The sequence below is a fragment of the Paenibacillus sp. UNC217MF genome, assembly GCF_000686865.1.
GTDB classification, from domain to species: Bacteria; Bacillota; Bacilli; order Paenibacillales; family Paenibacillaceae; genus Paenibacillus_B; species Paenibacillus_B suaedae.
The window spans coordinates 398,702-423,654 of sequence record NZ_KK366027.1 but is presented as its reverse complement, the minus strand read 5'-3'; the positions used below and the strand labels follow the sequence as shown (position 1 = coordinate 423,654).

Here is a 24,953-nt window from a genome sequence, read left to right as displayed (position 1 = left end):
TCTCCTTATTATGGAACATAAGAACTGCTTGCAAGGAGTGCTGAGGTCATGACACAAAAAATATTGATTGTCGAAGACGATATTCATATCTCGAAAATTATTAAAATGAACCTCAATCTAGTAAACTATGAGACCGCCGAGGCTTACGACGGCTTGGAAGCGCTAGAGGCGCTGAAGCGGGGGCCGTTCGACCTCATCCTGTTGGATGTAATGATTCCGCATCTGGACGGATTCGAATTGATGGAGAAAATTCGGCCCTACCGCATTCCGGTCATTTTTCTGACAGCGAAAAACTCAGTATACGACAAGGTCGACGGATTGAAGCTCGGAGCGGACGACTACATCGTCAAGCCCTTCGAAGCGATTGAGCTGCTGGCCCGGATCGAAGCTGTGTTGCGAAGATATGGAAAAGAAGAGCGGCTGATGGCATTTCAAACGATTCAAGTGGATTTGGACAAAAGAGAAGTCATCAAACAAGGGATACCCGTCGAGCTAACGCCGAAGGAATACGACTTGCTTATCGTTCTGCTGAAAAACAAAAATATTGCCCTCTCCAGAGAACAGTTCATCGAAAAAGTATGGGGATACGACTATTATGGGGAGACGAGAACGGTTGATATGCATATCAAATCGCTTCGCAAGAAATTGGATCTCCATGATCATATCAAGACGATATACAAAATGGGCTACCGGCTGGAGGACTAGGGGATGAAGTTTTGGCAGAAAATTTATGTCTTCACGATCCTCGTATTTCTCCTCATCTTTCATGCAGCTTCCATCATGGTCATTGAGCGGAGCCATAACAAAATGCTAGAGCAAGAAATCAACAACGCGATGAGTCAACATATGAGTATCCATACGAGCGTTGAGGCGATTGTACCGATTTTGCGCATCTATGACTCTATTGATTACGAGAAAACGGTATTAACGAGAATTGCCAATGAATTTATACATAAAAACAGTGATCAACGGGTGTACCTGGATATCAGGGACAAAACGAACCGGCCGGTGTTCAGCAATATAAATTTTCCGCTGCCTGCTCAGCGCAACGAGCTGGACAAGCTGAAGGAGAATGAAATCCGCTATATTTTGCGGGACATCGACCAGCGCACGATTCTCTTCACTTCGAACCTGGCGAATATCAATCATAAACCTTATATGTTTACTTACATGGTAGATGTGACTCCCGTATATCAGGATCGGGTGGATCAATATCATTTTTTCTTTAAGGTGGATTTGGCTGCCTGCTTCCTGTTTATGTTGATTATGTTCTTCGTGAGCAGAGGATTGACACGATCCATAGACCGGCTAAACAAGACAGCGAAGGTTATCGCTCAAGGTGGCTTTTCGGAAAGGGTTCGATTGAAGTCCAAGGACGAAATCGGAGTGCTCGCCAACAACTTTAATGAAATGGCGGCAGTCGTAGAGGATAAAATTTCGGATCTTGAACGGCTCAATGAACAAAAGCAACGGTTTATCGATAATTTTACTCATGAGTTAAAAACGCCTTTAACTTCCATTATCGGCTATGCCAATTTTATGAGGACGACCAAGTACAACGAGGAGGTGTTCCTCGACGGCTTGAATGTGATTTATTCCGAAGGAAAACGATTGGAATCGTTATCCCTGAAGCTGATGGATTTGATTCTGCTTCAAGAGGATCGCTTCGAAATGGTGCCGCATGAGCGCTTTCTCAATAAATAAAGCTTCCTATGAGAAGAGAGCGAAGGAACTGCTGAAAACGGGGAAGGTGGAATCCGATCAAGAAGTCGGCCCTATGAAAGGCCAAGTATTTGAGATTATCCAAAAGGATATTGACGATTTAGAGAAGTTTGTGAACGGAGCCAACTATCATGTTTTGGAGAAGCTCGTGAGCGGAACCATTTCTATTGCTTCTTCGCCTCAGAAAAATACTAACAAAATCGATCAAATTGTGCAGGAAGAGTCGATTGCCTATTTCAGCGGGCAGCAAACTCCGGAAGCTGTGGCCGAGCTGATTCAAAATCGGGTAACCACGTTACTGAATGAATAAGCTGCTGCGCAATGAAATGGCCGTGGCTGCGCTCTTCCTGTCGCCAAGCTTTCGGCTTTGCCATCTTTTATTTGATTCCCTTTATCATGGGGGTTCTGTATTCATTTCAAGATAGCCCGGGGAACGGCTCTTTTGTCGGATTTCACAATTATGAGTCACTGTTGGAGAGCGCTTCCTTCCGCAAAGCGGCAGCTAACACTTTTTTATTTACCGGTGTATGCATACCGCTAATCGTTGCTCTGTCACTATTTTTGCCCATCTTCTGAACCAAAGGCTGTTTATCCGCAATTGGCTGCAAACTGCCTTTGTAATGCCGCTCGTAGTGCCCGCCGCTTCCATTGTGATGATGTGGCAAATTGTATTCGACTGGAACGGAACGTTGAACGATTGGCTGCCGGTGACAATTTTATCCTCTTCGAACAATCCTTCGGTTACGGCCGATACGGATTCATTGGAATCGATAACAGTAACAAAAAATACGAGAAATCTTCCTGTATCATCATTACCCATGGAGTGAACAGGATCCGTATAAAGATGAATTCAATCTTTGGAACCTGGATGATCATGCATGTGGAGAAAATGCGAATTCTATCTTGTATGAACGTCGAAATGCAATTAGGGAAGGGGATAAGAAAAAGGCCACAAATTTAAAAATGGACTTACGTGAACTAGGAATCGTTGTGAAAAATCAGGGCGAGGATCAATATGTACGAAAGATCAAATACTAATTTCCTATTGATTTCCACAAAGGTTTATGTAAAACTATAGAAGTGAAATTGTAATTCCACTTTTTCCCTCGAAAGGAGATGTTTTAAATGGCTGCTTATATGGTATTGGTGATTTTAACTTAGCCGAATATCGGGCATAGTAAATTCCAATCTTTAATTATAGCTTGGAATGAGAGCAATCGGGAGAACTACCCGTGTTTTTTTGCTATGCCGTAAACAGTAACCTTTCGTGAATACTGCTGTTAGCGGGATACGATGTAGGTCGTATCCCTTTTTGATTATAAGCCGACTTTTGGCTTTTCGCCGCGAAACAGCAGCTTCTTAGGAGGCTGCTTGTTCGCGGTATTTTTATGCCCAAAAACAACTTTAATTTTAGGAGAGGATCGGCTCAATGATTGATTTAAAACAATACGGCTATATCGAAGCCGAAACGCCGCCGATAGGATTAATACCCGGAAGGGTTACGGAACTTCAGCGGGACCAATATACCGTCATCACCGAACAAGGAGAAGTGACGGCTGTATTGAAGGGTGCATTCTACCACTCTGTGGGGACTCGAGAGGAGTTTCCGTGCGTTGGCGATTTTGTATTTCTACAATACAACGAAAGCGGCGCTTCGCGCATTGCCAAATTGCTGCCTCGCCGCTCGAAATTTTCCCGCGCTGATTATTCGGGACACGCAGCAGAGTATGTCAAAACCATTCTTGAGCAAGTCGTAGCAACGAATTTTGATTACGTATTTATCGTGTCGTCTCTAAACTGGGATTTCAAGGTCAGCCGCATTATGCGTTACCTGACACAGACACGGCAAAGTGGTGGCCAGCCTGTCGTAATCTTAACAAAAGCTGACTTGGTCCCGGATTTCAGCGCACCGTTAGCTGAGGTTCAGAAAACCGCCCCTGGTGTGCCGGTACACGCAGTTTCCAGTCATACCGGGAGTGGCTTAGACGAGTTGAGTGAATATCTGCAACCAGGAAAAACCGTGGTATTCCTCGGCATGTCCGGCGTGGGGAAATCCTCGCTGCTAAACGCATTGATGAATCAGGATGTAATGACTGTCAAGGGTATCCGCGAGGCCGACAGCCGGGGTCGGCACACAACAACGCATCGCCAGCTTTTCATGCTCCCTTCAGGCGCGATGGTTATTGATACGCCGGGAATGCGTGAACTTGGGTTGTTCGGTGCGGACGACGGGATCAGCGCGGGATTTCACGATGTGGAGGATTTAATCACACAGTGTCGCTTCAGTGACTGCCGCCATCAGACGGAGCCGGGCTGCGCAGTTCTTGTCGCTCTTGCCGATGGATCATTGGCGCCAGAGCATTGGGAGCGTTACCTTGTACAGAAGCGTGAAAACAAGTTTGTGGATGATAAAACGGGGTATCTCATAAATAAACGGGCGTGGCAAAAGTCGATTGCCATGCAACATAAGGGTAAAAAGGGAGGACACAAGAAATGAACAACCATGATGAAATGTTTGTAAAGCCCGAAATACTGGTGCTTGTTGTGAGTAAAATGCTCGGCAAGACGATAATCCGCGCAGATTATCAACTTAAAGAGTTGCAAGGCGGGACAGTAGGAGATGTTCGGCTTGTAACGGGCATGGCTGAAACTTCCGACGGTGAAAATCTGCCGTATAAGGTAGTTTGGAAAACACAGAAAAAATGGGAGCGTTATGGTGATCCGGATTCATGGCGAAGGGAATACGATCTCTATGCATCGGATTTCAACAAGGTTTTCTTCGATTCGTTCCGTTGTCCGGAGTGTTATCACGCCGAAATAAATGGCGATGAGATACAGCTATGGATAGAATATATTGATGGTGTGTCAGGCTTAAATCTAACCTCAGAAATGTATGAACGTGCAGCCGAGGAATTGGGGCGGTTTCAAGGCAAGCTGTACGCTGAACGACCAAACGTCTTGCAGAATTTGACCAATTTAAGCAAGGTTGAGTTTACAAAAAACTACTATCTGCGGTATCGGTCATGGAATGTTTTGTATGATTACATACGCTCCGACGACTGCGAAATTCCGAAGCACCTATGTAAAATGCTTATAGACTTAGATAACAATGCGGACGAAATATTCAGTCGCATTGAAAAGCTGCCAATCGTACTTTGCCACAGAGATTTTTGGGTGGCAAACATATTCGATTCGGACAGTAAAATCGTACTTATCGATTGGGATACCGCCGGATGGGGGTATCTGGGCGAGGATATCGCGAGTTTATTAGCGGACGAAGCGGATGTCTGTCATATGGTTGAATACTACCAAAGATGCATTCCGGCGTATTACAGGGGTTTTTCGGAATATGCGGATGTGTCTCACAACTCCGATCATTGTATTTATGAACTAATCCTTGTTATGTTCGGATACAGGCTTGTGGAGTGGTATAAATTCGCTGAGTCGCCCGAAGATAAATCAATGCACCTTAATACCTTGCAAAAAATCTATGAGATGAGAAATTTGTAGATCCTGTCTAATAAATCCTTCTGCTATGGAAATGGCATACGCCTGCTTCGTAGCATTAGGATTTTTTTGTTCAGGCAAGAACATTGCCGACATTCATGATGAGATGCATCAATCGATTTGTCAATAGAAACTTACAGCTTATGTTGTGAGTTTGTTTTTTTTATTAAAAGCAGAATAAAGATGGAATTGAAGCAATAGAGATAAACGGTGTTATTTAACAAATGTAAAAAAGTGGAATGTAGTAGTATCATTATAGTCTGAAATCCATTTATTACTTACCAAGATGGATACGCCAGCATTTAAATGCTAGCTATGCATATATTTCATTTGTTCTAGGAGGATTTGATGAGAAAACTTAAGAAGTCACTTCAGGTTTTATCTCTTACGGTGGTAACAGCGGTTGTAGTAGCTGGCTCGCCATCTTGGGCACTAGCCCAAACTTCAGAGCCAGTCACCACACCAACAGAGCCAGTCACCACACCAACAGAGCCAGTCACCACACCAACAGAGCCAGTCACCACACCAACAGAGCCAGTCAGTACACCATCGGAGCCAGTCATCACACCATCGGAGCCAGTCATCACGCCAACGGATCCAGTCATCACGCCAACGGAGCCAGCCATCAAACCATCAGAGCCAGTCATCAAACCATCAGAGGAAGCCATTACAGAGCTAAATAATCTTGTTGTTCAGCGAAATTTTGAAGTAAAAGCGCTTGGAGATATATGGGCGGAAGGCGACCGAGAACGTAGATTGATAAATGCTAGAAAAATATATCAGCCGACAGGTTTATATGCAAAACCCAATGAACAAATTAAGATTGAAGTTTCAGGTAACAAACCAATTACAGCGGTTATTGGGATCCATCGTCATGATAAAGAATGGGCGCTTTTTTATCCATTACAACCAGGCATAAACACAATTACCTCACCAAATGGCGGTTTGTTATCATTTGATAACAGCAACAATGAAGGTAGTATTAATGTAAATATAGTGAGCGGGGGGAGTCCTGTTCCATTCTTTGTATTAGGCAAGAATACAAATGCGGATTGGCAGGCAATGATGAATGCATATCCTAATGCACCTTCTGTTGTTCTTCAATCAGAAAGAGCTCTCTTTGTCTTCTATTATGCTACTGCTAGAGATCATATCTTGAATCAAGACCCAACTACTCTTTTACAGACTTATGATACGTTTATTACAGCGCAGGATCAAATATCTGGACTATCTAGTTCTGATTCTGATCCTAGGCATCGGTTAGATAGGCATTTGATTGGCTTTATTGAATCAGAAAATACCATACCAGGAGCGTATGCATATGCAAATTGGGATGGGGCAATTATGCCTAAAGATACTGGAGCAAGTGCCGATGCTTTAGACCTTACAAGAACGGGTTGGGGGCAGTATCATGAGGCAGGTCATCTGAGACAACAAGCACCTTGGAATTGGGATGGGATGACTGAGGTGAATGTAAATATATATTCTATAGCCGCTAAGAAGGCTCTTAAGCCTACTGAACCTGCAAGATCCCCAGGCGAGTACTTAGCTGCTTTCACGTTTGTAGATCAGCCAACCAAGAATTTTGCAGACTCTAATTCAAAATTAGAAATGCTGTGGCAGCTTAATCTTGCTTTTGGGGATAACTTCTACCCACAGTTACATCGATTATATCGTGAGATGGCACAAGCAGATCTGCCAACTACAGATGATCAGAAAAAGCAGGCATTTATTCTAAACACTTCAAAAGTAGCTCACTATGACTTGACGCCTTTCTTTGATAAATGGGGTTTACCTGCAACAAATGACACAAAAAACAAGATTAATGCATTGGGTTTACCTCTTCTAACCGCACCAATTTGGTTTGGGTCAGATTATAACATCATTAAACCGACTGATGGAATGGATAAGGTAAAAGGTATTGGGGGTATCATTGCCGCAACAGCAAATAGCGAAGAGACTTCACAGGGTAATGCCGCAGTATATGCATTTGATGGAGATACAAAAACTATCTGGCACAGTGCATGGAATAACCCAAATCAGTTTCCTTACCATATTACAGCAAAATATTTAAATCCTACAACATTCACCAAGCTAACCTATCTACCACGACAAAGTGAAGAAAATGGAATTATTACAAAATATAGAATCCTAACTAGTCTTGATGGAGTATCCTTCAATGAGGTTGCCACAGGCACTTGGGCAAAGGACAAAACAGAAAAGACAGCCACTTTCACACCTACTCTTGCCAAATATGTTCGACTTGAAGTACCTCAAGGTGGTGGCACAAATGGTTTTGCATCTGCAAGTGAGATTAAACTCTTTGAAGCACCACAACCTGTGACAACGTATCTAAGCGATATTAATTGGTTTTCTGCCACAGCAGGTTGGGGAACAGTCCAAAAAGATCGTAGTGTTGATGGAAATACACTCAAGTTAAATAACATTACCTATGCAAAAGGTTTGGGCACACATGCTAACAGTGAAATTGTCTACAAACTGAATGGGCAGTACACATCCTTTGCTGCGCTAGTTGGGGTAGATAATGAGGTAGGTACTGTAGGTTCTGTGGAGTTCCAAGTTGTTGTAGACAATCAAGTTGTATTCACTAGTGGTAAAATGCATAATAATATAGCGCCAAAAGAGGTAAACGTTAATCTTACTGGAAAGAATGAGCTAAAACTTATTGTCACGGATGGTGGAGATGGTATTAACAGTGACCACGCTGATTGGGTAAATGCTCGTCTTATCAAATAGTATTGTTAGGTAACTTTACTAGTAAGCGTCATATAGCTCACACCTTGTTATCAAGGTGTGGGCTATTTTGCTTTTCTTTATTTTCTTTGAACAACTAATATAGTGTTTTTTTGTTCATGCTCTGTTCATATTGCATTCATTGAGGGGACATCTTGGTCGGCTAGACTTGCAATTAGTGGATCACAAGGACAATGTACAGATAACAAGAGGAGCTGAAGAGTTTGACACAACAAGCAGGAAAGGAAATAAGGAAGATCGGGGATCTACAGTCTGGATTATGTGAACCAATATCCTAACGAAGTGAGAGCGTTTATCGGGCTGGATAGCAGTGTTCCCTCGCTGAGTGAACAGAAGATTGATTCGTCAGTGACAGAGCCGATTAAATGGTTCCGCGACTTGGGCTTTGCCCGTATACAATTGAAACTGGGTGCTGACCCTTATGATGGACTGCCTTATGATGAACAAACGAAAGAACAATTGAACATTTTGATACACAAAAACATGTATAATACAACTCAATTAAATGAGGCAGTGAGCATGTATTCCAACTTTAAAGCAGCAGAACTGCAATCTTTCCCTCCCAATTTACCTGTTCTTTTCTTTGTCCAAGCGAATCATCCTGTGACGGATCGATGGATCCCTGAACATGAGAAGCAAATAAAGGATTGAGATTAATCGTAGATAAAGCATATAGCCTCTTATATAATGAAACTATCTTCAAAAATGAAGGGACTGAACTATGCGCAGATGTCAATATTTTAAACCTAACTATTAACATATAATGGAGGTAAAAGTATTGATTACAGAGTTACACACAGAACGTTTGCATTTGAGAAAAATGAAGATATCGGATTCGTCTAGTTTGTTTAAAATTTGGTCTGATCCAGACGTTACTAAATTTATGAATGTTTGTTGTTTTACTAATGAAAATCAAGCAAAGGAAATGATTAATCTTTTTGATGATCTTTCCCGAGATCGTAAGGCTATTCGTTTCTCCATCATTAAAAAAGAGTCCAATGAGATTATAGGTTCTTGTGGTTATAATGCCTTAGATTTTGAAAATGGCAAAGCAGAGATTGGATACGACATTGCTAAATCATTTTGGGGAAGAGGATACGCTACAGAATCTATCTCTTCTTTGTTAGAACATGGATTTTCGTCTTTAAAGCTGAATCGAATCGAAGCAAAGGTTGATCCTAGAAACGTGATTTCTATGAAGCTATTACAAAAGCTCAACTTTACATTTGAAGGAACACTCAGACAATATGAAAGAGTAGATGGAAAGTTTAACGATCTCAATATTTATTCAAAATTAATATCAGATTGATTTGATTCTCAGCCTATATTGGATTGTAAGTAGTATCTGAAGTAGGGGTTATCGAAGATAATAACAGAGAGATAGGGAATGGATATGCCCCTACCTCTCTTTTATTTAATCAAGTTTTATTCTTTTAGCATGGACCGAGCACAGTCCAAACATCGTTGGGGCCACTTTTCAGATCTGGATATTCATTTTGCGTCCACCATTTGGCTTGATACTTCACTCCATGATAAGAAACAATGTCACCTTGAACATAAGTGGAGGAAGCGCTCCATGGAGCAGGGCAGGGGTCAACTTGAACTTGAACTGTCACCGAGTTACTTGCCGCAGACAAATTACTAAAGCCATCTCGAGCCTTGACAGTAAACGTATATGAACCACTAGTTAATCCACTGATCGTAGCAGAGTTGCTAGTCGATCTTGTTTTAGCAAAAGGATCGTTATTTACGTAAATGTCATAGCCGATTAATCCAACATTGTCCGTAGAAGCTGTCCAATTCAGGTTAACTGTGCCAGAGGTAGTATTAACAACTAGATTGGTTGGTGCTAGTGGTGCTTCTGTATCGGTAGGTACAGCACCTGGCGTAGGTAAATTCGTTATAATTTGTTGCAAATTAGGTAGGGTACCGATTCTATCATTTGCTAAATCGGAAGTCGGGGTATTAAACGGTAACCATCTCAGTATTCTACGAACTTCATCTGGCGAATACGGCACGCCGAATTTGGCTTTAGCAATCCCTTGCAGTTGTAGAATCGCACCTACGATGACAGGTGAAGCGGAAGATGTTCCATTGAAGTAGTCGGTATAACCAGTTGTCGAAGCAGTGCTTGTTGAACTTAAAGTTGCAACGTTCTCACCAATACCGTAAGCATCGATTCGGTTGCCATGGCTGCTGAAGCCAAGTCTGTGGTGAGGTGCAGTTGATGAGCCCGCTCCAACAAATATTGCTCCAGAATCTTTGAAATCTGGGAGATCCCGATTGAAGATGTATTTATTATCCCAATGCTTGTACTGATCGAGATCAACACCACCATTGGCTCCCGCTTCTACAACGACAATCCCTAGGCTTGTTGCATATTGGATTGCATCAAACTCTGCCGACTGTGTTTCGATAGGTAACCAAGGGCCGCCGTTATAACCGATCTGTATTTCGAGCAGAATAACGTCACCCGGAGATAATACTTGTGTGGCCGCTAAAATTGCTTCTGCTGTACCACCTGTACGAACTAAAGAGGATACAATCGGCGTAGCTTTGTTAGCTAGCCCGATATTGCCAATAGCATTGTCAACTGCGGATACAACCCCGAGTACAGCCGTACCGTGACTAGCATCTCCATCATTAGTGCCGCCGGGCAAAAGCTGAATGTTGTGAGCGGCTAAATCTTCATGATTTAGTGCCCAATTCCACTCGATATCGGCCCACTTGGTGCCTTTGCCATCGCCACCTTCAAATTGCCAAGCATAGGGAGCGTTAGTACCTAGAGGATCTGCTTGCGCATAACTTTGCAAGGAGAAGCGCGGATCATCACTTGGAAGGACTGGTGTTGTGTTCGGAAGAGGCGCATTGGCCAATTCTGGTTTTTTACTTACGTATGCTTCCTCAACGAGCGGGAAGCCTCGCAACGTTTGCAATAACTGTTCGACGTCAGCACCAGCGGGAATTTTGGAATAATAATAGCGATCAAACACGGATGCAAAAGGATTAGCAGCTAAGCTCTTGTTAGCTGACGGTAAGAATTCCTCTGAGATTAGCGGATCAAACGATAATTCTGGTACAGCTGAGAGCGGCGATATTTCTTGTTGCAGTTGAAGTTTTCCTTCATTACTTGGCAGGAAGGCTTGTTCTTTAAGTTTGACGACAATTTTTTCTTCAAATACTGAAGTTGCAGTGTTGGAGAATGATGTACTCGTTGGAAAGGACTGTCCACTCTCTGAAGCGTAAGCTCCATTTGACCAAGTACCTAATGAAAAAAGCAAGGTTGAGGCTAGAGCGACGGACAACGTTTTTTTAAATCGGGAAAAAGTGTGTTTAATCGTAATCTCTCCTTTCCATTCTCTTGGATTCTTTTGTTGCTAGCTAAATAAATAGGCTAACAATTGTCAGTATAAGGTAAGGTAAAAACTGGTTCAATCCCGAGGTAAGCGTAATCAACGACAGCAATATACAGATATCACTTTATAACTTCTATTTACTCTATTTCACATAGGTTCAGTAGGAAATAATGTCGAATCCCCTTTTAGGGCAACAAAAATATCGGTTGGATACAATGTTATATCAAATGTTGAGCACGATTGGAGGAATAGATGATGGCAAAGGATTCAACGTTGAAGAATGTTCACAAAAATGTTTAGGTTTATCTATTGTAAATAGCTATGTAGAGGATAAACTAAAAGGGAGCATGCAATTTGAATCTACAGCGTGTGGAACAATAGTTTCATTCACGTTTAATATGTAATAGAGGACTACAAAGGCGTAGTCTTACTTAAAGCAAAGAGGCTTAAGGTTATAACATTCCTATGGAATCGGTATAACTTTAGGCCTCTTTGTGTTTATTATCTGTTTGGAAGATCAGGAAAGTGTACCACAGCTCTATTGGTTGCTATGCTCATTCCAAGTAAAAAGGGTCCCAAAGAACTGCACCTAGAAATTAGAGGAGGGTACTTATGAGTATCGATAAAAAGATGATTGAAGAGATGGTTCGTAAAATCATCATGGAAAAAGTAGGGTCTGATGCGATTGAACAGAACGTTCATAGAGGTCCTGGAGGGATTACTTCTGTTAAAGTGCCAAACATGAAAGTAACAGAAGAGGATCGTCTCGATACAGGCAACCCGAATGATATCGTCTATTGTAAGGATCTTTTCTCTCTACAGGAAAGTCCAAGACTTGGCTGCGGTATCATGGAGATGAAAGAAACAACCTTTGACTGGACACTTAACTATGATGAAGTTGATTATGTGATTGAGGGACATCTGGATGTTATCATTGATGGTACAAAGGTGTCAGCTGGTCCAGGAGAAGTGATCCTGATTCCAAATGGAAGTAAGATTCAATTTTCTGTGCCAGAATATGCACGATTTATCTATGTAACATATCCGGCTAACTGGGCAGAACAAGCGTAACATTCCAAGATCGTTGACGAGGAACTTCGGCTGTTGGTGGCATCACATTAGGGCTCGTAGAATATATGAAAAAAGACGCTCTCACATAAGAGCGTCTTTTTATGATTTCATTTTCGAACAAATGTTCGGTTTCTGGAGCAGTTAAATTAAAAATGGGTTCCATCGATTTCCATATTATGAGTATAACTTATTAAAAATTATAAGTCTATATTTAATTTCCCAAGTACTTTATCATTGGTTTACCTGGCCGGGGAAAACGGTGAATATTCGTAGACCTATACGGATGTTTGCGTTAGAGAAGAGGGAGAACATTTGAAATTACATGTTTGGGATGTGAATTTGAAAATTCGCCTAATCGGCGAGGGACTGTTCAATTTATTGTTTTGGATGTACTTCCCTTTTATTACGGTCTACTTTAGTGAAGCGTTAGGTAAACAGACAGCAGGGATGTTAATGTCGATCCCGCCCCTCATTAGCATACTTGGCAGCATGGTTGGAGGGAGTTTAGCGGATAGGGTGGGACGTCGTCCTATGATGTTGGCAGGCGCTTCCCTTAAAGCGTGTATGTTCGCATTGTTTGCTTTGTCCAGTTCACATTGGGTTAATTATTTCGCCTTTATTGGCATTGGATTAGGAGGTGCCCTCTATGGACCTGCCAGCGATGCGATGGTAGCGGATCTTATTTCCGATAAGGATCGCCGGCAGGTGTTCGCCACATTTACGACAGCTCATAATATTGGTGCTGTATTAGGACCCGCATTGGGGGCATTTTTTTTCTTTCAATACCGAAGTGAACTGCTATGGACTTGTACAATCGTCATGCTGTTCTATACGGTTGCAATCTTTCTGAGAATTCGTGAAAGTATGCCGGGTACCAGCCAAAAGGTTTCATTACATGCAGTTTCAACTTCGATAAAAGAACAATGGAAAGGCTATGGAGTCATCTTTCAGGATAAAATATTTGTTCTATATATTCTGGCAGGCGTTTTCTCTATTATAACAATCATGCAATTGGATCTGTATTTAGCGATATATATCACCCAATATGTCCCGTCACAATCCCTTCTCACTTGGAATGATTGGTCGCTCCGGCTTACGAGTACAGAAGTATTTGGATGGATTCTTGGGTTAAATGGTCTGCTGTTCGTTCTATTTGTCTTACCCGCTACAAAATGGTTAAATCGCTTAAGAGATCGCGACGTGTTCATTCTGTCATCGGCATTGGCTGGGTTAGGCATGTTCGCTATTGGATTAACGACGCATATTTGGTTACTATTCCTCATCACGATCGTATTTACGTTTGGAGAAATCATACGTTCTCCGGTGACCAATAACTTTGTAAGTCAGTATGCACCTGTGAATGCGAGAGGGCAATATATGGGGGCATCGAGGTTGCAATTCACGATTGGGAGATTCGCAGCACCCTTGACCGTTATTTTATCGGCACGGGTACCTCCAATGGGGGTTTTTACTTTCATCCTTGTCTGTGCACTCATTAGTATCATTCTTTATATAAAACTTTTTAAGATCTATGCATATGATGAGTCTGTATCCAGATAGGGAAGGAGGAACGTTAAACGCGCGATCTCGGATCTCATTCCTTCTGGGCACCTTCAAGTTCATAAAAGCCCTATATCAGGGAAGTCTTCATACTTGTCTTTGATTTAGGGACAACATAGTGTTATGTTGGTACAAATGCCCTTATGAAATGGCTTAGCCTTTGGATGAGCTATTTCAAGGAGGAACTCATCTGTAAGCCTTGATGGACTAATGTTTTTTTCCTTTACTGTCTACAATAAGTTTGAAGGTACGCGGCTAGCCCCAACTCATAAACCTCTTAAAGGCCGAGGGGCTTCTAAGTTCGCTCAGCTAGACATCACCGTTTCCCTGAAGGAGGACAACTGTATTGGATGCGCAGTTTCTAGATTTATTGGCCCAGAAATATGATACGGAAGAAAAAGTCGTAACAGAAATCATCAATCTTAAAGCGATCTCCAATCTACCCAAGGGAACTGAACATTTTGTCAGTGACTTGCATGGGGAGTTCCAGGCTTTTCAGCATGTACTCAGAAACGGTTCTGGTACCGTAAAAGAGAAAATCAAAGAATTGTTCCAAGAGGTTTGGACGGATAAAGAAATCAATGATTTTGCGGCGTTAGTTTATTATCCGGAAGAAAAAATACAGCTGGTTAAAGGAGACCTGTGCAATCAACAAGCCTTGAACCGGTGGTATAGACAAACGATTGAACAAATGCTTAAGCTCATTTCTTATGCCTCCTCCAAATATACGCGCTCGAAATTGCGTAAAGCTCTACCGGAGCAGTTCGTATATATTATAGAAGAGCTTCTGTACAAGACGGATTCTACCAACAATAAGGATCCTTATTATGAGGAAATATACCGGCAGATTATCTCCTTGGGTCAGGCGGATAAGCTGATTATCGGCCTTGCTTATACGACCCAGCGCCTAGTGGTTGACCATCTTCATGTGGTCGGAGATATCTATGACCGCGGGCCGGACCCCGATAAAATTATGGATACGCTTATCAACCACCATTCTGTAGACATTCAATGGGGGAACCATGATGTCCTGTGGATAGGCGCCTATGCGGGTTCTCTGGTCTGCCTTGCGAATATTATCCGGATCTGCGCCAGATACGACAATTTGGACATTATCGAAGACGTATACGGAATCAATCTTCGCCCGCTGCTGAACTTGGCGGAGAAATACTATAATGACAATCCAGCCTTCAGACCGAAGCTGCAGGCCGATCATAACGTATCGGAGCAGGAAATCCTGCAGATTACCAAAATCCATCAAGCCATTGCCATAATCCAGTTTAAGCTTGAAATCCCGATTATCAAAAGACGTCCTTACTTTCATATGTCTGAAAGGCTTTTGCTTGAGCAGATCGATTACGACAAAAATGAAATCAAGATCGGCAGAAAAACGTACCCGCTGGAAAACACCTGTTTCGCTACCGTAAATCCGCAACAGCCTGAACAATTGCTGGAGGAAGAACAACAGGTGATGGAGAAGCTGCTGTTCTCCGTTCAGCATTCCGAAAAGCTGGCCAGACATATGAATTTCCTTATGAAGAAGGGTAGCCTTTATTTAAAATACAACGGGAATTTGTTGATCCACGGCTGCATTCCTTTGAATGAAGAAGGAAACATGGAAGAAATGCAGATTGAAGACAAGAGCTATTCGGGTCGTCAGCTGATCGATGTTTTTGAATATTATTTGCGTTACGCCTTTGCAAATCCGGAAGAGACGGATGATCTGGCTACGGATATGGTATGGTACATCTGGACAGGGAAATGTTCCTCGCTCTTTGGAAAGAGAGAAATGACCACCTTTGAGCGGTACTTTATCCAAGATAAAGAAACCCACAAGGAGAGAAAGAACCCTTACTACCATTTGCGGGAAAATGAGGAGATCTGCCGGAAAATCCTGCAAGAGTTTGATTTGAATCCGGATCATGGACATATCATTAACGGGCATACTCCGGTTAAAGAAATTAGTGGAGAGAACCCTGTTAAAGCAAATGGGAAAATGGTCGTCATTGACGGCGGTTTTTCCAAAGCCTATCAATCCACAACGGGTATCGCCGGATATACCTTGTTGTATAATTCCTTTGGCATGCAGCTCGTCGCGCATAAGAAATTTAATTCAAAAGAAGATGTGTTATGTAACGGAACGGACGTATTGTCTGTAAAAAGACTGGTGGACAAAGAACTGGAACGGAAACTGGTGAGGGAAACCAATGTCGGGGAGAAGCTGCTGCAGAAAATCTCGAATTTGAAGAATCTCCTGGAATATCGCTACATGAAATGAAACAGCTGCTAAATGAAGCAACTGTTAAAGGTAAAAGAGCCGCCCGAGGGTGGTCAAGACCCCATTTAATGGACATAGAAAAAGAAGCAAGCTGTCGTCGGTACTCTACTGGCGGCAGCTTCTTTAGCTTTCTTTGTGATTGAGGCATTGTCGTAACAAATGCCTTTCCTCATTACGTTTCTTCTTGCATCTCTCTTTCTATTTTGCTATATTTGATATTAACAAAATGATATTATTAAAATGTTACTAACTATAAATTGATGTTGAGGAACTCATTTCGAAGAGCTGCACGGCTAGAATAAATAACAATGGAGGTAAAGACGCTTGAATTTGTTGGATCGCGATGGACTTTCGGAAAGTGAATTTTTCGAGCAGTACCGTGCCGGGGATTACGAACGGCCTTCGGTGGCGGCGGACGTGGTTATTTTCACAGTAACGAAAACGGAGGTGGACAGCTACCGCAAACTTCCGGAAAAAGAGCTGCGTATATTGCTCATTCGCCGTGGAGGCCATCCATTCTTGGACAGTTGGGCGCTTCCGGGCGGATTCGTCCGGCCGAATGAGACGACGGAGCAGGCGGCGGTGAGGGAGCTGCGTGAGGAAACGGGTGTGGATGACGTATATTTGGAGCAGTTGTACACCTTCAGCGATGTTGGTAGGGATCCCCGCACATGGGTGATGAGCTGCAGCTACATGGCCTTAATTAACAGCGATCAGGTGCGGCTGAAAGCAGGGGATGACGCTGTCAGCGCAGCCTGGTTCAAGGCAACCTATCGGCTCCTGCGTGAGCGTAAAGAGTTTATTGAGGATGGGTTTGTGAAAACGATGGAATACGAGCTCAAGCTAAGCAGCGAAGAGGAAGAGCTTACGGCAGTTGTGGAATGGACGATGACGTCAAAGCCGGCCTCGACGTCGACCTCCTACTCCATCGTATCAAATCACGGATTGGCTTTTGATCATGCGAAGATTATCGCCTGCGCTATTGAACGACTGCGGGGAAAAGTGAATTATACCGGCATTGCGCTGCACTTGATGCCGCACCTCTTTACTTTGACGGAGCTGCAGCAGGTTTACGAGGTGATCTTGGACAAAGAATTATTGAAAGCCGCCTTCCGGCGTAAAGTGGCGCATCTTGTAGCGGAGACCGATCATTATACTGAAAATGCGGGACACCGTCCTTCCCGCTTGTTTCGAAGAAATTTGGAGGAATATCGATGATGATATACAATATCGAGCAGTTAAGAAAAGCATATATTGCAGGTAAAACGTTCAAGTTTGTCTTTTTCTGGGGCCATACACCGCCAAAAGACGGCGGGGTTGACAAAAGCTGTTTTAGCCAATGGTGGATGAGCCCTTTCGTGGTAGAGGGACACGAGTATTCCTGTGTCGAGCAGTTTATGATGTCCGAGAAAGCAAGACTTTTTGGAGATGGCGAAATGTTGGACGCGATTCTTAAAGCTAAGCATCCTAAGGAAATGAAAGCCTACGGGCGTGCAGTTAGAAACTTCGACAAGGACATTTGGGACAACGAATGCTATGGCATCGTTAAAAGAGGCAATTTGGCCAAATTTTCGCAGAATCCGAAGCTTGGCGAATATCTCAAGTCAACGAAAAATCGTATTCTCGTCGAAGCCAGCCCACGGGATCGCATTTGGGGAATCGGCATGGGACAGTCCAATCCAGATGTGGAGAATCCACTAAAATGGCATGGTAGGAACCTACTCGGATTTGTGCTGACCGAAGTGAGAGACGAATTACTGCAAGATTAACATCTACCGGATTTGTTATTGATGAAAGAAGAGGGAATGAAATGAAACGAAAAGAAATTGCTGAGGAAACATTACGAATACAGCGGCAAGGCTTCTATGAATATAAGGGGCGGCGGGTAGAATTCGTCACTGCACAAAAGCAATCCGAGGCAAATAGCGAGCTGATTACACCGGATCAGGGAGAGACACTGGTACGAGGAATTGACGAGCTGCCTAAGTTGCCGCCAGAACCCGTATATTCTGTCGCCAACGAGACCACAGTAAAGTCGATCTTGGATTTTACGGAGCTAGGGAAAGGGCGCGTCGGCGTGTTAAACTTTGCCAGCGCGAAAAATCCCGGAGGTGGATTTCTAAACGGGGCGATGGCTCAGGAAGAAAGCCTGGCGGCCTCCAGCGGATTATATGAAACACAGCTGCGCAATGAACGTTATTATAAGGCTAATCGGGCCTGTAAATCGATGATGTATACGAATCACGCCATCTATTCCCCGGACGTAGTGTTTTTCCGTAACCAGCGGTTCGATCTTATAGAGCGGCCGGTGACAGCTTCAGTATTGACTCTGCCCGCCGTGAATTATGGGCAGGTTCTGCTTAAGGGAGAGGATCCCCGGAAAGCGAAATGTATGATGAAAGACAGGATGCGACTGGCCTTAGCCATATTCGCCCAAAAAGGCGATAAAAACCTCATTTTGGGTGCCTACGGCTGCGGTGTTTTCCGGAATGACCCGGTGAAGGTAGCAGGATGGTGGCGGGAGCTGCTGAAGGATGAAGGCTTAGGATACCTATTTTCGGAAATTCGTTTTGCGGTCTTAGACACTTCTAAAGAAGGCAAGTGCATTCATGCTTTTGAAAAGGAGTTCAATGGGAACAGAGGGTGAATCAAAATGAGCTATATGGATGCTTTGGAGCAAATAATAGCTGAGCAGGAGCAAGAACGCGACCGTCTTCGAGTTAATCAAATCACCGTACGGGCCGACTATAAGAAAAAGAGTAAAAGCAATGTTTATCAAAAGGAAAAAGTTATTGAATATGGCTTTGTAGAACGTGATTTGGATGATGAGAATTTATATGGCAGGTTTGAGCTCTATTTCGCCGATCGCGACACTCTTCTCCAGGATAATCGGTTTGGAGATGAAACTGCTTTTGGTGAGCTTACAGATGTACATGCAGTTGCAACGGCAATCTTCCCCTATTTAGCAGAGCATTATCCCCGTTTTTTGGAGGAAACACCCTTTGCTATCAGCTATAACCCGATTGCAGAAGCTTGGATTATCGAGGGAACTCTTCCTCCGGGATCTTTTGGCGGTGTCATTTATATTGCTCTTGCAAAAGAAACTGGGAGGATGCTCATGATGTATGCAACAAGATAAATTACAAATGAAATGAGCAGATTTCAGCGAGGTAATAACACTCGTTGTCATTTTCATTTGACAAGAACATAAGGAATTAGTTATATGCAATTTTGGCTTTCACAGAAAGAGATACGGCTGTCGGATCCCTTCCGCAAGGCAATTATTTTAGGGGATATTTATGGATTGGAAACATTTGATACTTACAAGTGTGGCTATTATAATGAACAAGTTAGTATTCATTTTCAGGAGGTAATGTTATGTCCGAATGTAAACTATCTGTCGATTATGATCAATACGAGGATGGTGTCAAAATCGTAGATTTAATAGAGGAGCTTGCAGGCAAGGATGAGAGCTTGCAGCTTGAATGTCTCATAATCGGTGACTGGGGCGCCGCCTATGAGAGTGATTCTAGTGTAGTTGTTGAAGCCCTTGTTCGGTTGAAAGACCGCTTTCCGCAGCTGCGGAGCTTATTTATTGGCGATATGTCCTCTGAAGAATGTGAGGTCTCTTGGATCAATCAATCTAATTTAGGGCCGATTTTATCTGCTTATCCTGAGCTTCGTTCACTCACCATTAAAGGGAGCACAGATCTTAGTCTTGTTCCGGCTCACCATGACAAACTAGAGGAGCTTACTATTATTTGCGGCGGACTTGGAACAGACGTCATTACTAGCATAAGTGAAGGCAGTTTCAAAAATTTGAAGAAGCTGGAGCTTTATTTAGGGGTAGAGGAGTATGGATTTGACGGAAGTCTCGCAGATGTGCTCCAGTTGATTGAACCTGGGAAATTCCCTCTGCTTTCCTATCTTGGACTCAAAGACAGTGAAATTCAAGACGAAATCGCTATTGCAGTAGCCGATGCACCGATTCTTGATCAGTTACATACGTTGGATCTTTCTATGGGGACGTTGACAGATAAGGGAGCGGAAGCTCTTATCCATAGTGAAAAGATAATGAAACTAAAGTCGCTTGATTTAAGCTATCATTACATGTCGGATGAAATGATGAATCGTTGGAAGCAGTCAGGCCTCAATGTAGATATCAGCGATCAACAGGATGCTGATGAAGACGAGGATTATCGCTATCCTTCATTGACGGAATAACGATGAAATCGATGATTATCATTGGCAATTCCGGCAATAGAAGAACAACCGGACTACAAGCAGCAAGAACTCGGCTGGGGTTGCCCCCAGCTCTTGTTTTGAATTATATAGATGTGTTGCAGGGAAATGCATCCTTGAGTTCGGTTGCACAGAGCTTGGGGCAAACGTTGGATGAACCTCCATTGCTGCGGCTTGACGCGCCCGGGGAACATTTTGAAGTGGAACGTGAGCTTATTGCACTTGGCGCCCCTGATTCGGCCAACACCCATATAGACGAGCGATGGCTTAGATATAACAAGAGCGTTGTTCAGCCTATCTCGGTAAGGATGGCCAAAGGGTTGGAGGAAAATAAGGGAGAGCTGTATCATCCTTCCCAATGGTTTCGTGGGTATTGCAAGCTGTTATCTCAACTGGACAGGGAGGCAGCACAGCTGTGGAATACGCCACGATGGATGAATGCTCCCGAGGATATAGCCGCAATGTTCGATAAAAGGCATACTCACCAGATCTTATCATCAGCTGGATTACCGGTACCTAGAAGATTAGCTGCACCGGAAGACATACCGGATTACAATACACTTCGGGATGTTATGGCAAAAGAGCGGATATATCGTTTATTTATTAAGCTAGCAAGTGGTTCCGGCGCATGTGGTGTGATCGCATATCAGGTAAACCCCATTACAGGTGCAGAATCGGCCGTGACTACGATAGGTGTGGAGAACTATCTACGTAGACCCCCTATATTTTATAACGTAAAAAAGCTGGTGAACTATAAAGAACGCCAAGTCATTCGCCAAATCATCAACTGGTTATTGGAACAAGGCGCTCATGTAGAGCAATGGATTCCGAAAGCGTCTTATCGGGATCGCACCTTTGATATCCGGCAACTTGTCGTAGCAGGTAAAGCGTGTCATAGTATTGCAAGGGTAAGCAGAACACCTATAACGAATCTGCATCTTGATAGTGATCGAATGAGCTTGGATGAAATCGGCTTGTCTGACAATCTTCAAGCTGCCGTGCGACTATGCGCTGAACAAACGCTAGCGGTATTTCCACGATCAACCGTCGCAGGCATAGATGTGTTATTGAGCAGCGGTTCCTATAGACCTTATGTATTGGATGTTAATCCGTTCGGAGATTTACTGTACCATAGTCATTATGAAGGACATGATCCCTATGAATGGGAAATGAGAATGGCTACACTCTCTACGACTATCTAAAATGGAAGAGGATCACCACGATGTTTAACATGAATGAAATTGTAGGCAGTCACGATATTCTGATGATTACGCTGGATACACTGCGATATGACGCTGCTGTGCTGGAGGAAGAAAACTGTCCGAATTTATGCGGGAGCGGACATTGGGAAAAGCGACATACACCAGGCAGCTTCACTTATGCTGCTCATCATGCTTTCTTTGGCGGATTTCTGCCAACTCCGGCTACGACAAATAAGGCAGAGCATGTTCGGTTGTTTCATTCGAAAAATACGGGATTAAAGACACATCCGTATACATGGCAATTTGATACAACGGATATCGTATCTGGATTGCAAGCTGTGGGCTACCGTACGATTTGTATAGGCGGAGTCATCTTCTTTACCAAAAAAGTTCCGCTAGCCAAAGTTCTTCCAAGCTATTTCCAAGAAAGCTATTGGCGGATGACCTTTGGGGTTACAAATCAACGCTCGACAGAGCATCAGGTGAACCATGCCATCAAGCTCCTGCATAATTCGAATCAGACAGAACGACTGTTTCTATTTATGAACGTATCAGCGATTCATGGGCCCAATCATTATTTTGTACCAGGAGCAAAGAAAGACTCATTAGAGACACAGCGCGCAGCACTTCGATATGTTGACGGTGAGCTTGGTCGATTATTTCAGGCATTCAGAGAACGAGAACGGCCTGTATTTTGCATGGCGTTCTCTGATCATGGAACCGCCTTCGGTGAAGATGGCTACAACGGCCATAGGCTAGCGCATGAGGTCGTGTGGAACGTGCCTTATCGCGAATTTATTTTGTAATAGGATGTTCAAAAAGTCCGATTTTGATCACGAAGAAGTACAAGGAGTAAACTCGACATCGAATCTTGCAATCACACTCGAAGTCCGTTGCTCATGTAGTTTTGCCTACACTCCGCTACTCCTTCTTCGTGTTCTTGCAACCTTCTCGGTGCTGAAAACCGTTCTTTTTGAACACGAACTTTAAAGTGAGAGGAGGAAACATGATGAGCCATACGGTCTACCCTAATTACACGGATATCATCCAGAATTCGGAGGCTCTGCGCAGTTGGAAGGAAAACCTCACATCAGAGCCTTACCGGTCTTATTTATACGCTTATCCACACAAAACCTCCTATCGAGAATTGGAGAGGAAGCTGCCGCTTTCCGAACTGTGGAGCCAGGAAAAGGCGGATTCACTCTTTTTATATATGCATATCCCGTTTTGTGGAGCACGATGCGGATTTTGCAATTTATTCACGTTGCCTGACAAGAGAGCCGACGTACATACCAATTATGTGGATGCTTTGGAGAGACAAGCTGCACAATGGGCTCCACTTATTCCGAATAAGCCGATTGCTAGATTTGCTATTGGAGGCGGTACGCCGACTTTACTCGAGCCTGACCAGCTGGATCGGTTGTTTCATATTGCTCAACATGTGATGGGCATGAATCCAGCCCAAGTTTCCATCTCGGTAGAAACATCTCCCGAGACGATAACAACCGAACGCTTGAATATTTTAAAAAGCAGGCAGGTGGATCGGGTCAGTATGGGGATTCAAAGCTTCGTAGAATTTGAAGCGGACGCGATCTATCGTCCCCAAAAGCCGCAGGAAGTCGAAAGAGCTCTGAGGCAGCTCAAGTTGTACCAATTTCCGATCCTTAATCTGGATTTGATTTATGGCCTTCCCGGTCAAACCCATGAATCATGGATATATTCGCTGGATAAGGCGTTGTCTTATGACCCAGAGGAGTTATTTATTTATCCGCTATATACGCGCGAGCACACGATTGTAAAGCCAGAGCAGATAAGGCAGAGTGGCGAGGATCAGAGGGTAAGCTTCTATCGTGCAGCGCGGGATCGTTTGCTTGCACATGGATATACCCAGTACTCGATGCGCAGATTTGCCAAAGCAGATGCGATTTCGAAAAAATCATTGCTTCCGTATGGTTGTCAGGAGGAGGGCATGATTGGACTTGGCTGTGGCGCACGCTCTTACACAAGAGAGGTTCATTACTCCTCGCGATACAGTGTAGGTCGTTCAGCTACAGCAAACATCATTGCCGACTACGTGGCTTCAGCCGACTACACCCATGCAGATTATGGCATTGTATTAAGCAAGGATGACCAGCAGCGACGCTTTATACTAAAAGCGCTGCTTCATACGGAAGGCTTGGTATTGAGCAGCTACGTGGAGCGGTTCGGAACGTCATCTCTCGTCGATTATCCCGAGTTGAATCTGCTTGTGCATACGGATCTTGCTGTTATCGAGCATGGGGTGCTTCGGCTGACGGATGAAGGGCTTATGTACTCCGATTCCATAGGAGATTGGTTCATTTCTCCGGATATTCGGGCACGTATGGAAAGCTGTGTACTATCATGAAGGCGACGATTTATTTTCGCGGGAGCTTGAGCTCATGCAATTATGACTGCCCTTACTGTCCTTTTAGCAAGAACACGGATAGTCCAGAGACATTGGCGAAGGATCGGCTGCAAGTGCAGACATTTGTCGATTGGGTAAGGAAGCAAGAAGGAAGCGGGCAACAGCTGTCCGTTTTTTTCAACCCATATGGTGAAGGGCTTACGCATAGTTGGTACAGGGAAGCGATGGTTAAGCTGTCCCACATGCAGCACGTTCAAAAGGTCGCTATACAAACCAACTTATCCGCTAAGCTCGATTGGACGCGCGAGTTGAATCCGGTTACGGCTGCATTCTGGGTAACGTACCATCCTGGGCAGACGAAGGAAGAACGTTTTTTACAGCAATGCGGCAAACTTTATGAACAAAAAATACCGTTCAGTGTAGGCTGTGTCGGTGTGAAGAGCGCGTTCAACTCCATTTTTTCATTCAGGAAGGCACTGCCTGATGATGTTTATATGTGGGTGAACGCCTACAAAGATAAACCAGCATACTATTCTGCTGAGGATACAGCATTTTTGACCGATATGGACCCCTATTTTGTCCATAATGCCAGGGATTACGACAGTATGGACAAGCCGTGCCGTGCCGGAAAAAATGTGTTTTATGTTCAAGGAGACGGGCGTGTAAAGCGTTGCTATAAGGATCGTCAAGTAATTGGGAATTTGTATAAAGATGGGCTTGATGGAATCTCTAAAGAACGCCCATGTCGTATGAGGCAATGTGATTGTTATATAGGCTATATCCATATGGAAGAGCAGTCGTTCGATTCTATTTACGGAGAACGTGCACTCGAACGGATCGCAATATTATCATAA

The 24,953-nt window shown here is 43.6% G+C and carries 21 protein-coding genes and 2 pseudogenes; 22 read left to right on the top strand and 1 reads right to left on the bottom strand.

The features are described from left to right. The first annotated feature begins 48 nt into the window (after nt 1–48). The 10 genes and pseudogenes from BP95_RS0117885 to BP95_RS0117845 all read left to right on the top strand — a co-directional run bounded on the left by BP95_RS0117885 (nt 49) and on the right by BP95_RS0117845 (nt 9,313). On the top strand, nt 49–705 hold the full coding sequence (locus BP95_RS0117885; protein WP_028532883.1) for a response regulator transcription factor: 657 nt from the start codon (nt 49–51) through the stop codon (nt 703–705). Nucleotides 706–708: 3 nt separating this feature from the next. Beyond that, nucleotides 709–1,704 (top strand): HAMP domain-containing protein, encoded by a 996-nt coding sequence (locus BP95_RS30790; RefSeq protein ID WP_231515136.1) that lies wholly within the window; start codon nt 709–711, stop codon nt 1,702–1,704. Continuing rightward, nucleotides 1,682–2,032 carry a hypothetical protein gene (locus tag BP95_RS0117875; protein WP_021253329.1) on the top strand — a complete coding sequence of 117 codons (351 nt, stop codon included), beginning with the start codon at nt 1,682–1,684 and terminating at the stop codon, nt 2,030–2,032. The genes BP95_RS30790 and BP95_RS0117875 overlap by 23 nt, the downstream gene beginning before the upstream one ends. Continuing rightward, nucleotides 2,025–2,426, top strand: a pseudogene (locus BP95_RS34020) (carbohydrate ABC transporter permease); the annotation flags it as partial. The gene BP95_RS0117875 and the pseudogene BP95_RS34020, both read left to right, overlap by 8 nt. 82 nt (nt 2,427–2,508) lie before the next feature. Further along, a complete protein-coding gene (locus tag BP95_RS34620; RefSeq protein WP_442952336.1) occupies nt 2,509–2,760 on the top strand; it encodes a CysS/YqeB C-terminal domain-containing protein in 252 nt (83 codons plus the stop codon). Nucleotides 2,761–3,151: 391 nt separating this feature from the next. Beyond that, nucleotides 3,152–4,219 carry a ribosome small subunit-dependent GTPase A gene (rsgA, locus tag BP95_RS0117865; protein WP_021253331.1) on the top strand — a complete coding sequence of 356 codons (1,068 nt, stop codon included), beginning with the start codon at nt 3,152–3,154 and terminating at the stop codon, nt 4,217–4,219. A gap of 14 nt (nt 4,220–4,233) precedes the next feature. Continuing rightward, nucleotides 4,234–5,232: an aminoglycoside phosphotransferase family protein gene (locus tag BP95_RS0117860; RefSeq protein ID WP_028532880.1), complete on the top strand. Its 999-nt coding sequence runs from the start codon at nt 4,234–4,236 to the stop codon at nt 5,230–5,232. A 345-nt stretch (nt 5,233–5,577) separates the two neighbouring features. Further along, on the top strand, nt 5,578–7,986 hold the full coding sequence (locus BP95_RS0117855) for an NPCBM/NEW2 domain-containing protein (protein WP_028532879.1): 2,409 nt from the start codon (nt 5,578–5,580) through the stop codon (nt 7,984–7,986). Nucleotides 7,987–8,241: 255 nt separating this feature from the next. Beyond that, a pseudogene (locus BP95_RS30785) lies at nt 8,242–8,652 on the top strand (alpha/beta hydrolase); the annotation flags it as partial. A 130-nt stretch (nt 8,653–8,782) separates the two neighbouring features. After that, entirely contained in the window at nt 8,783–9,313 is a 531-nt protein-coding gene (locus BP95_RS0117845; protein ID WP_028532878.1) for a GNAT family N-acetyltransferase, read from the top strand. Between the two features lie 124 nt (nt 9,314–9,437). Here the strand turns inward: BP95_RS0117845 and BP95_RS30780 are convergent, their stop codons facing one another. Continuing rightward, complete coding sequence (locus BP95_RS30780) at nt 9,438–11,309, bottom strand: S8 family serine peptidase (protein WP_081819919.1); 1,872 nt, start codon at nt 11,307–11,309, stop codon at nt 9,438–9,440. Between the two features lie 663 nt (nt 11,310–11,972). On the opposite strand from BP95_RS30780, the gene BP95_RS0117835 reads away from it, so the two are divergent. The 12 genes from BP95_RS0117835 to BP95_RS0117780 all read left to right on the top strand — a co-directional run bounded on the left by BP95_RS0117835 (nt 11,973) and on the right by BP95_RS0117780 (nt 24,953). After that, entirely contained in the window at nt 11,973–12,431 is a 459-nt protein-coding gene (locus tag BP95_RS0117835; RefSeq protein ID WP_021253337.1) for a cupin domain-containing protein, read from the top strand. A gap of 312 nt (nt 12,432–12,743) precedes the next feature. After that, complete coding sequence (locus tag BP95_RS0117830) at nt 12,744–13,991, top strand: MDR family MFS transporter (protein ID WP_028532877.1); 1,248 nt, start codon at nt 12,744–12,746, stop codon at nt 13,989–13,991. A 346-nt stretch (nt 13,992–14,337) separates the two neighbouring features. Next, entirely contained in the window at nt 14,338–16,269 is a 1,932-nt protein-coding gene (locus BP95_RS0117825) for a fructose-bisphosphatase class III (RefSeq protein ID WP_028532876.1), read from the top strand. Nucleotides 16,270–16,593: 324 nt separating this feature from the next. Continuing rightward, entirely contained in the window at nt 16,594–17,487 is an 894-nt protein-coding gene (locus tag BP95_RS0117820; protein WP_021253340.1) for an NUDIX domain-containing protein, read from the top strand. Next, nucleotides 17,487–18,038 (top strand): NADAR family protein, encoded by a 552-nt coding sequence (locus tag BP95_RS0117815; protein ID WP_028532875.1) that lies wholly within the window; start codon nt 17,487–17,489, stop codon nt 18,036–18,038. The genes BP95_RS0117820 and BP95_RS0117815 overlap by 1 nt, the downstream gene beginning before the upstream one ends. Nucleotides 18,039–18,079: 41 nt before the next feature. Then, the gene (locus tag BP95_RS0117810) at nt 18,080–18,916 is read left to right on the top strand and encodes a TIGR02452 family protein (RefSeq protein ID WP_028532874.1); all 837 of its coding nucleotides are present in this window, start codon (nt 18,080–18,082) and stop codon (nt 18,914–18,916) included. Nucleotides 18,917–18,922: 6 nt separating this feature from the next. After that, complete coding sequence (locus BP95_RS0117805; protein WP_028532873.1) at nt 18,923–19,408, top strand: NTF2 fold immunity protein; 486 nt, start codon at nt 18,923–18,925, stop codon at nt 19,406–19,408. A 239-nt stretch (nt 19,409–19,647) separates the two neighbouring features. After that, the gene (locus tag BP95_RS0117800; RefSeq protein ID WP_028532872.1) at nt 19,648–20,493 is read left to right on the top strand and encodes an STM4015 family protein; all 846 of its coding nucleotides are present in this window, start codon (nt 19,648–19,650) and stop codon (nt 20,491–20,493) included. A 2-nt stretch (nt 20,494–20,495) separates the two neighbouring features. Beyond that, nucleotides 20,496–21,713 carry an STM4014 family protein gene (locus BP95_RS0117795; RefSeq protein WP_021253346.1) on the top strand — a complete coding sequence of 406 codons (1,218 nt, stop codon included), beginning with the start codon at nt 20,496–20,498 and terminating at the stop codon, nt 21,711–21,713. Nucleotides 21,714–21,733: 20 nt separating this feature from the next. After that, complete coding sequence (locus BP95_RS0117790; RefSeq protein WP_021253347.1) at nt 21,734–22,519, top strand: STM4013/SEN3800 family hydrolase; 786 nt, start codon at nt 21,734–21,736, stop codon at nt 22,517–22,519. Nucleotides 22,520–22,722: 203 nt separating this feature from the next. Further along, nucleotides 22,723–24,099 carry an STM4012 family radical SAM protein gene (locus tag BP95_RS0117785; protein WP_021253348.1) on the top strand — a complete coding sequence of 459 codons (1,377 nt, stop codon included), beginning with the start codon at nt 22,723–22,725 and terminating at the stop codon, nt 24,097–24,099. Beyond that, nucleotides 24,096–24,953 carry an STM4011 family radical SAM protein gene (locus BP95_RS0117780; protein WP_028532871.1) on the top strand — a complete coding sequence of 286 codons (858 nt, stop codon included), beginning with the start codon at nt 24,096–24,098 and terminating at the stop codon, nt 24,951–24,953. Before BP95_RS0117785 ends, BP95_RS0117780 begins: the two co-directional genes overlap by 4 nt.

What these genes read in the sequence shown, in the direction of transcription:
- BP95_RS0117855 (WP_028532879.1), top strand. Translation starts at nt 5,578, where the DNA reads ATGAGAAAACTTAAGAAGTCACTTCAGGTTTTATCTCTTACGGTGGTA.
- BP95_RS0117885 (WP_028532883.1), top strand. Translation starts at nt 49, where the DNA reads ATGACACAAAAAATATTGATTGTCGAAGACGATATTCATATCTCGAAA.
- BP95_RS0117815 (WP_028532875.1), top strand. Translation starts at nt 17,487, where the DNA reads ATGATATACAATATCGAGCAGTTAAGAAAAGCATATATTGCAGGTAAA.
- BP95_RS0117875 (WP_021253329.1), top strand. Translation starts at nt 1,682, where the DNA reads ATGAGCGCTTTCTCAATAAATAAAGCTTCCTATGAGAAGAGAGCGAAG.
- BP95_RS30790 (WP_231515136.1), top strand. Translation starts at nt 709, where the DNA reads ATGAAGTTTTGGCAGAAAATTTATGTCTTCACGATCCTCGTATTTCTC.
- BP95_RS0117780 (WP_028532871.1), top strand. Translation starts at nt 24,096, where the DNA reads ATGAAGGCGACGATTTATTTTCGCGGGAGCTTGAGCTCATGCAATTAT.
- BP95_RS0117795 (WP_021253346.1), top strand. Translation starts at nt 20,496, where the DNA reads ATGAAATCGATGATTATCATTGGCAATTCCGGCAATAGAAGAACAACC.
- BP95_RS0117790 (WP_021253347.1), top strand. Translation starts at nt 21,734, where the DNA reads ATGTTTAACATGAATGAAATTGTAGGCAGTCACGATATTCTGATGATT.
- BP95_RS0117810 (WP_028532874.1), top strand. Translation starts at nt 18,080, where the DNA reads ATGAAACGAAAAGAAATTGCTGAGGAAACATTACGAATACAGCGGCAA.
- BP95_RS0117860 (WP_028532880.1), top strand. Translation starts at nt 4,234, where the DNA reads ATGTTTGTAAAGCCCGAAATACTGGTGCTTGTTGTGAGTAAAATGCTC.
- rsgA (WP_021253331.1), top strand. Translation starts at nt 3,152, where the DNA reads ATGATTGATTTAAAACAATACGGCTATATCGAAGCCGAAACGCCGCCG.
- BP95_RS0117800 (WP_028532872.1), top strand. Translation starts at nt 19,648, where the DNA reads ATGTCCGAATGTAAACTATCTGTCGATTATGATCAATACGAGGATGGT.
- BP95_RS0117805 (WP_028532873.1), top strand. Translation starts at nt 18,923, where the DNA reads ATGAGCTATATGGATGCTTTGGAGCAAATAATAGCTGAGCAGGAGCAA.
- BP95_RS0117785 (WP_021253348.1), top strand. Translation starts at nt 22,723, where the DNA reads ATGAGCCATACGGTCTACCCTAATTACACGGATATCATCCAGAATTCG.
- BP95_RS0117835 (WP_021253337.1), top strand. Translation starts at nt 11,973, where the DNA reads ATGAGTATCGATAAAAAGATGATTGAAGAGATGGTTCGTAAAATCATC.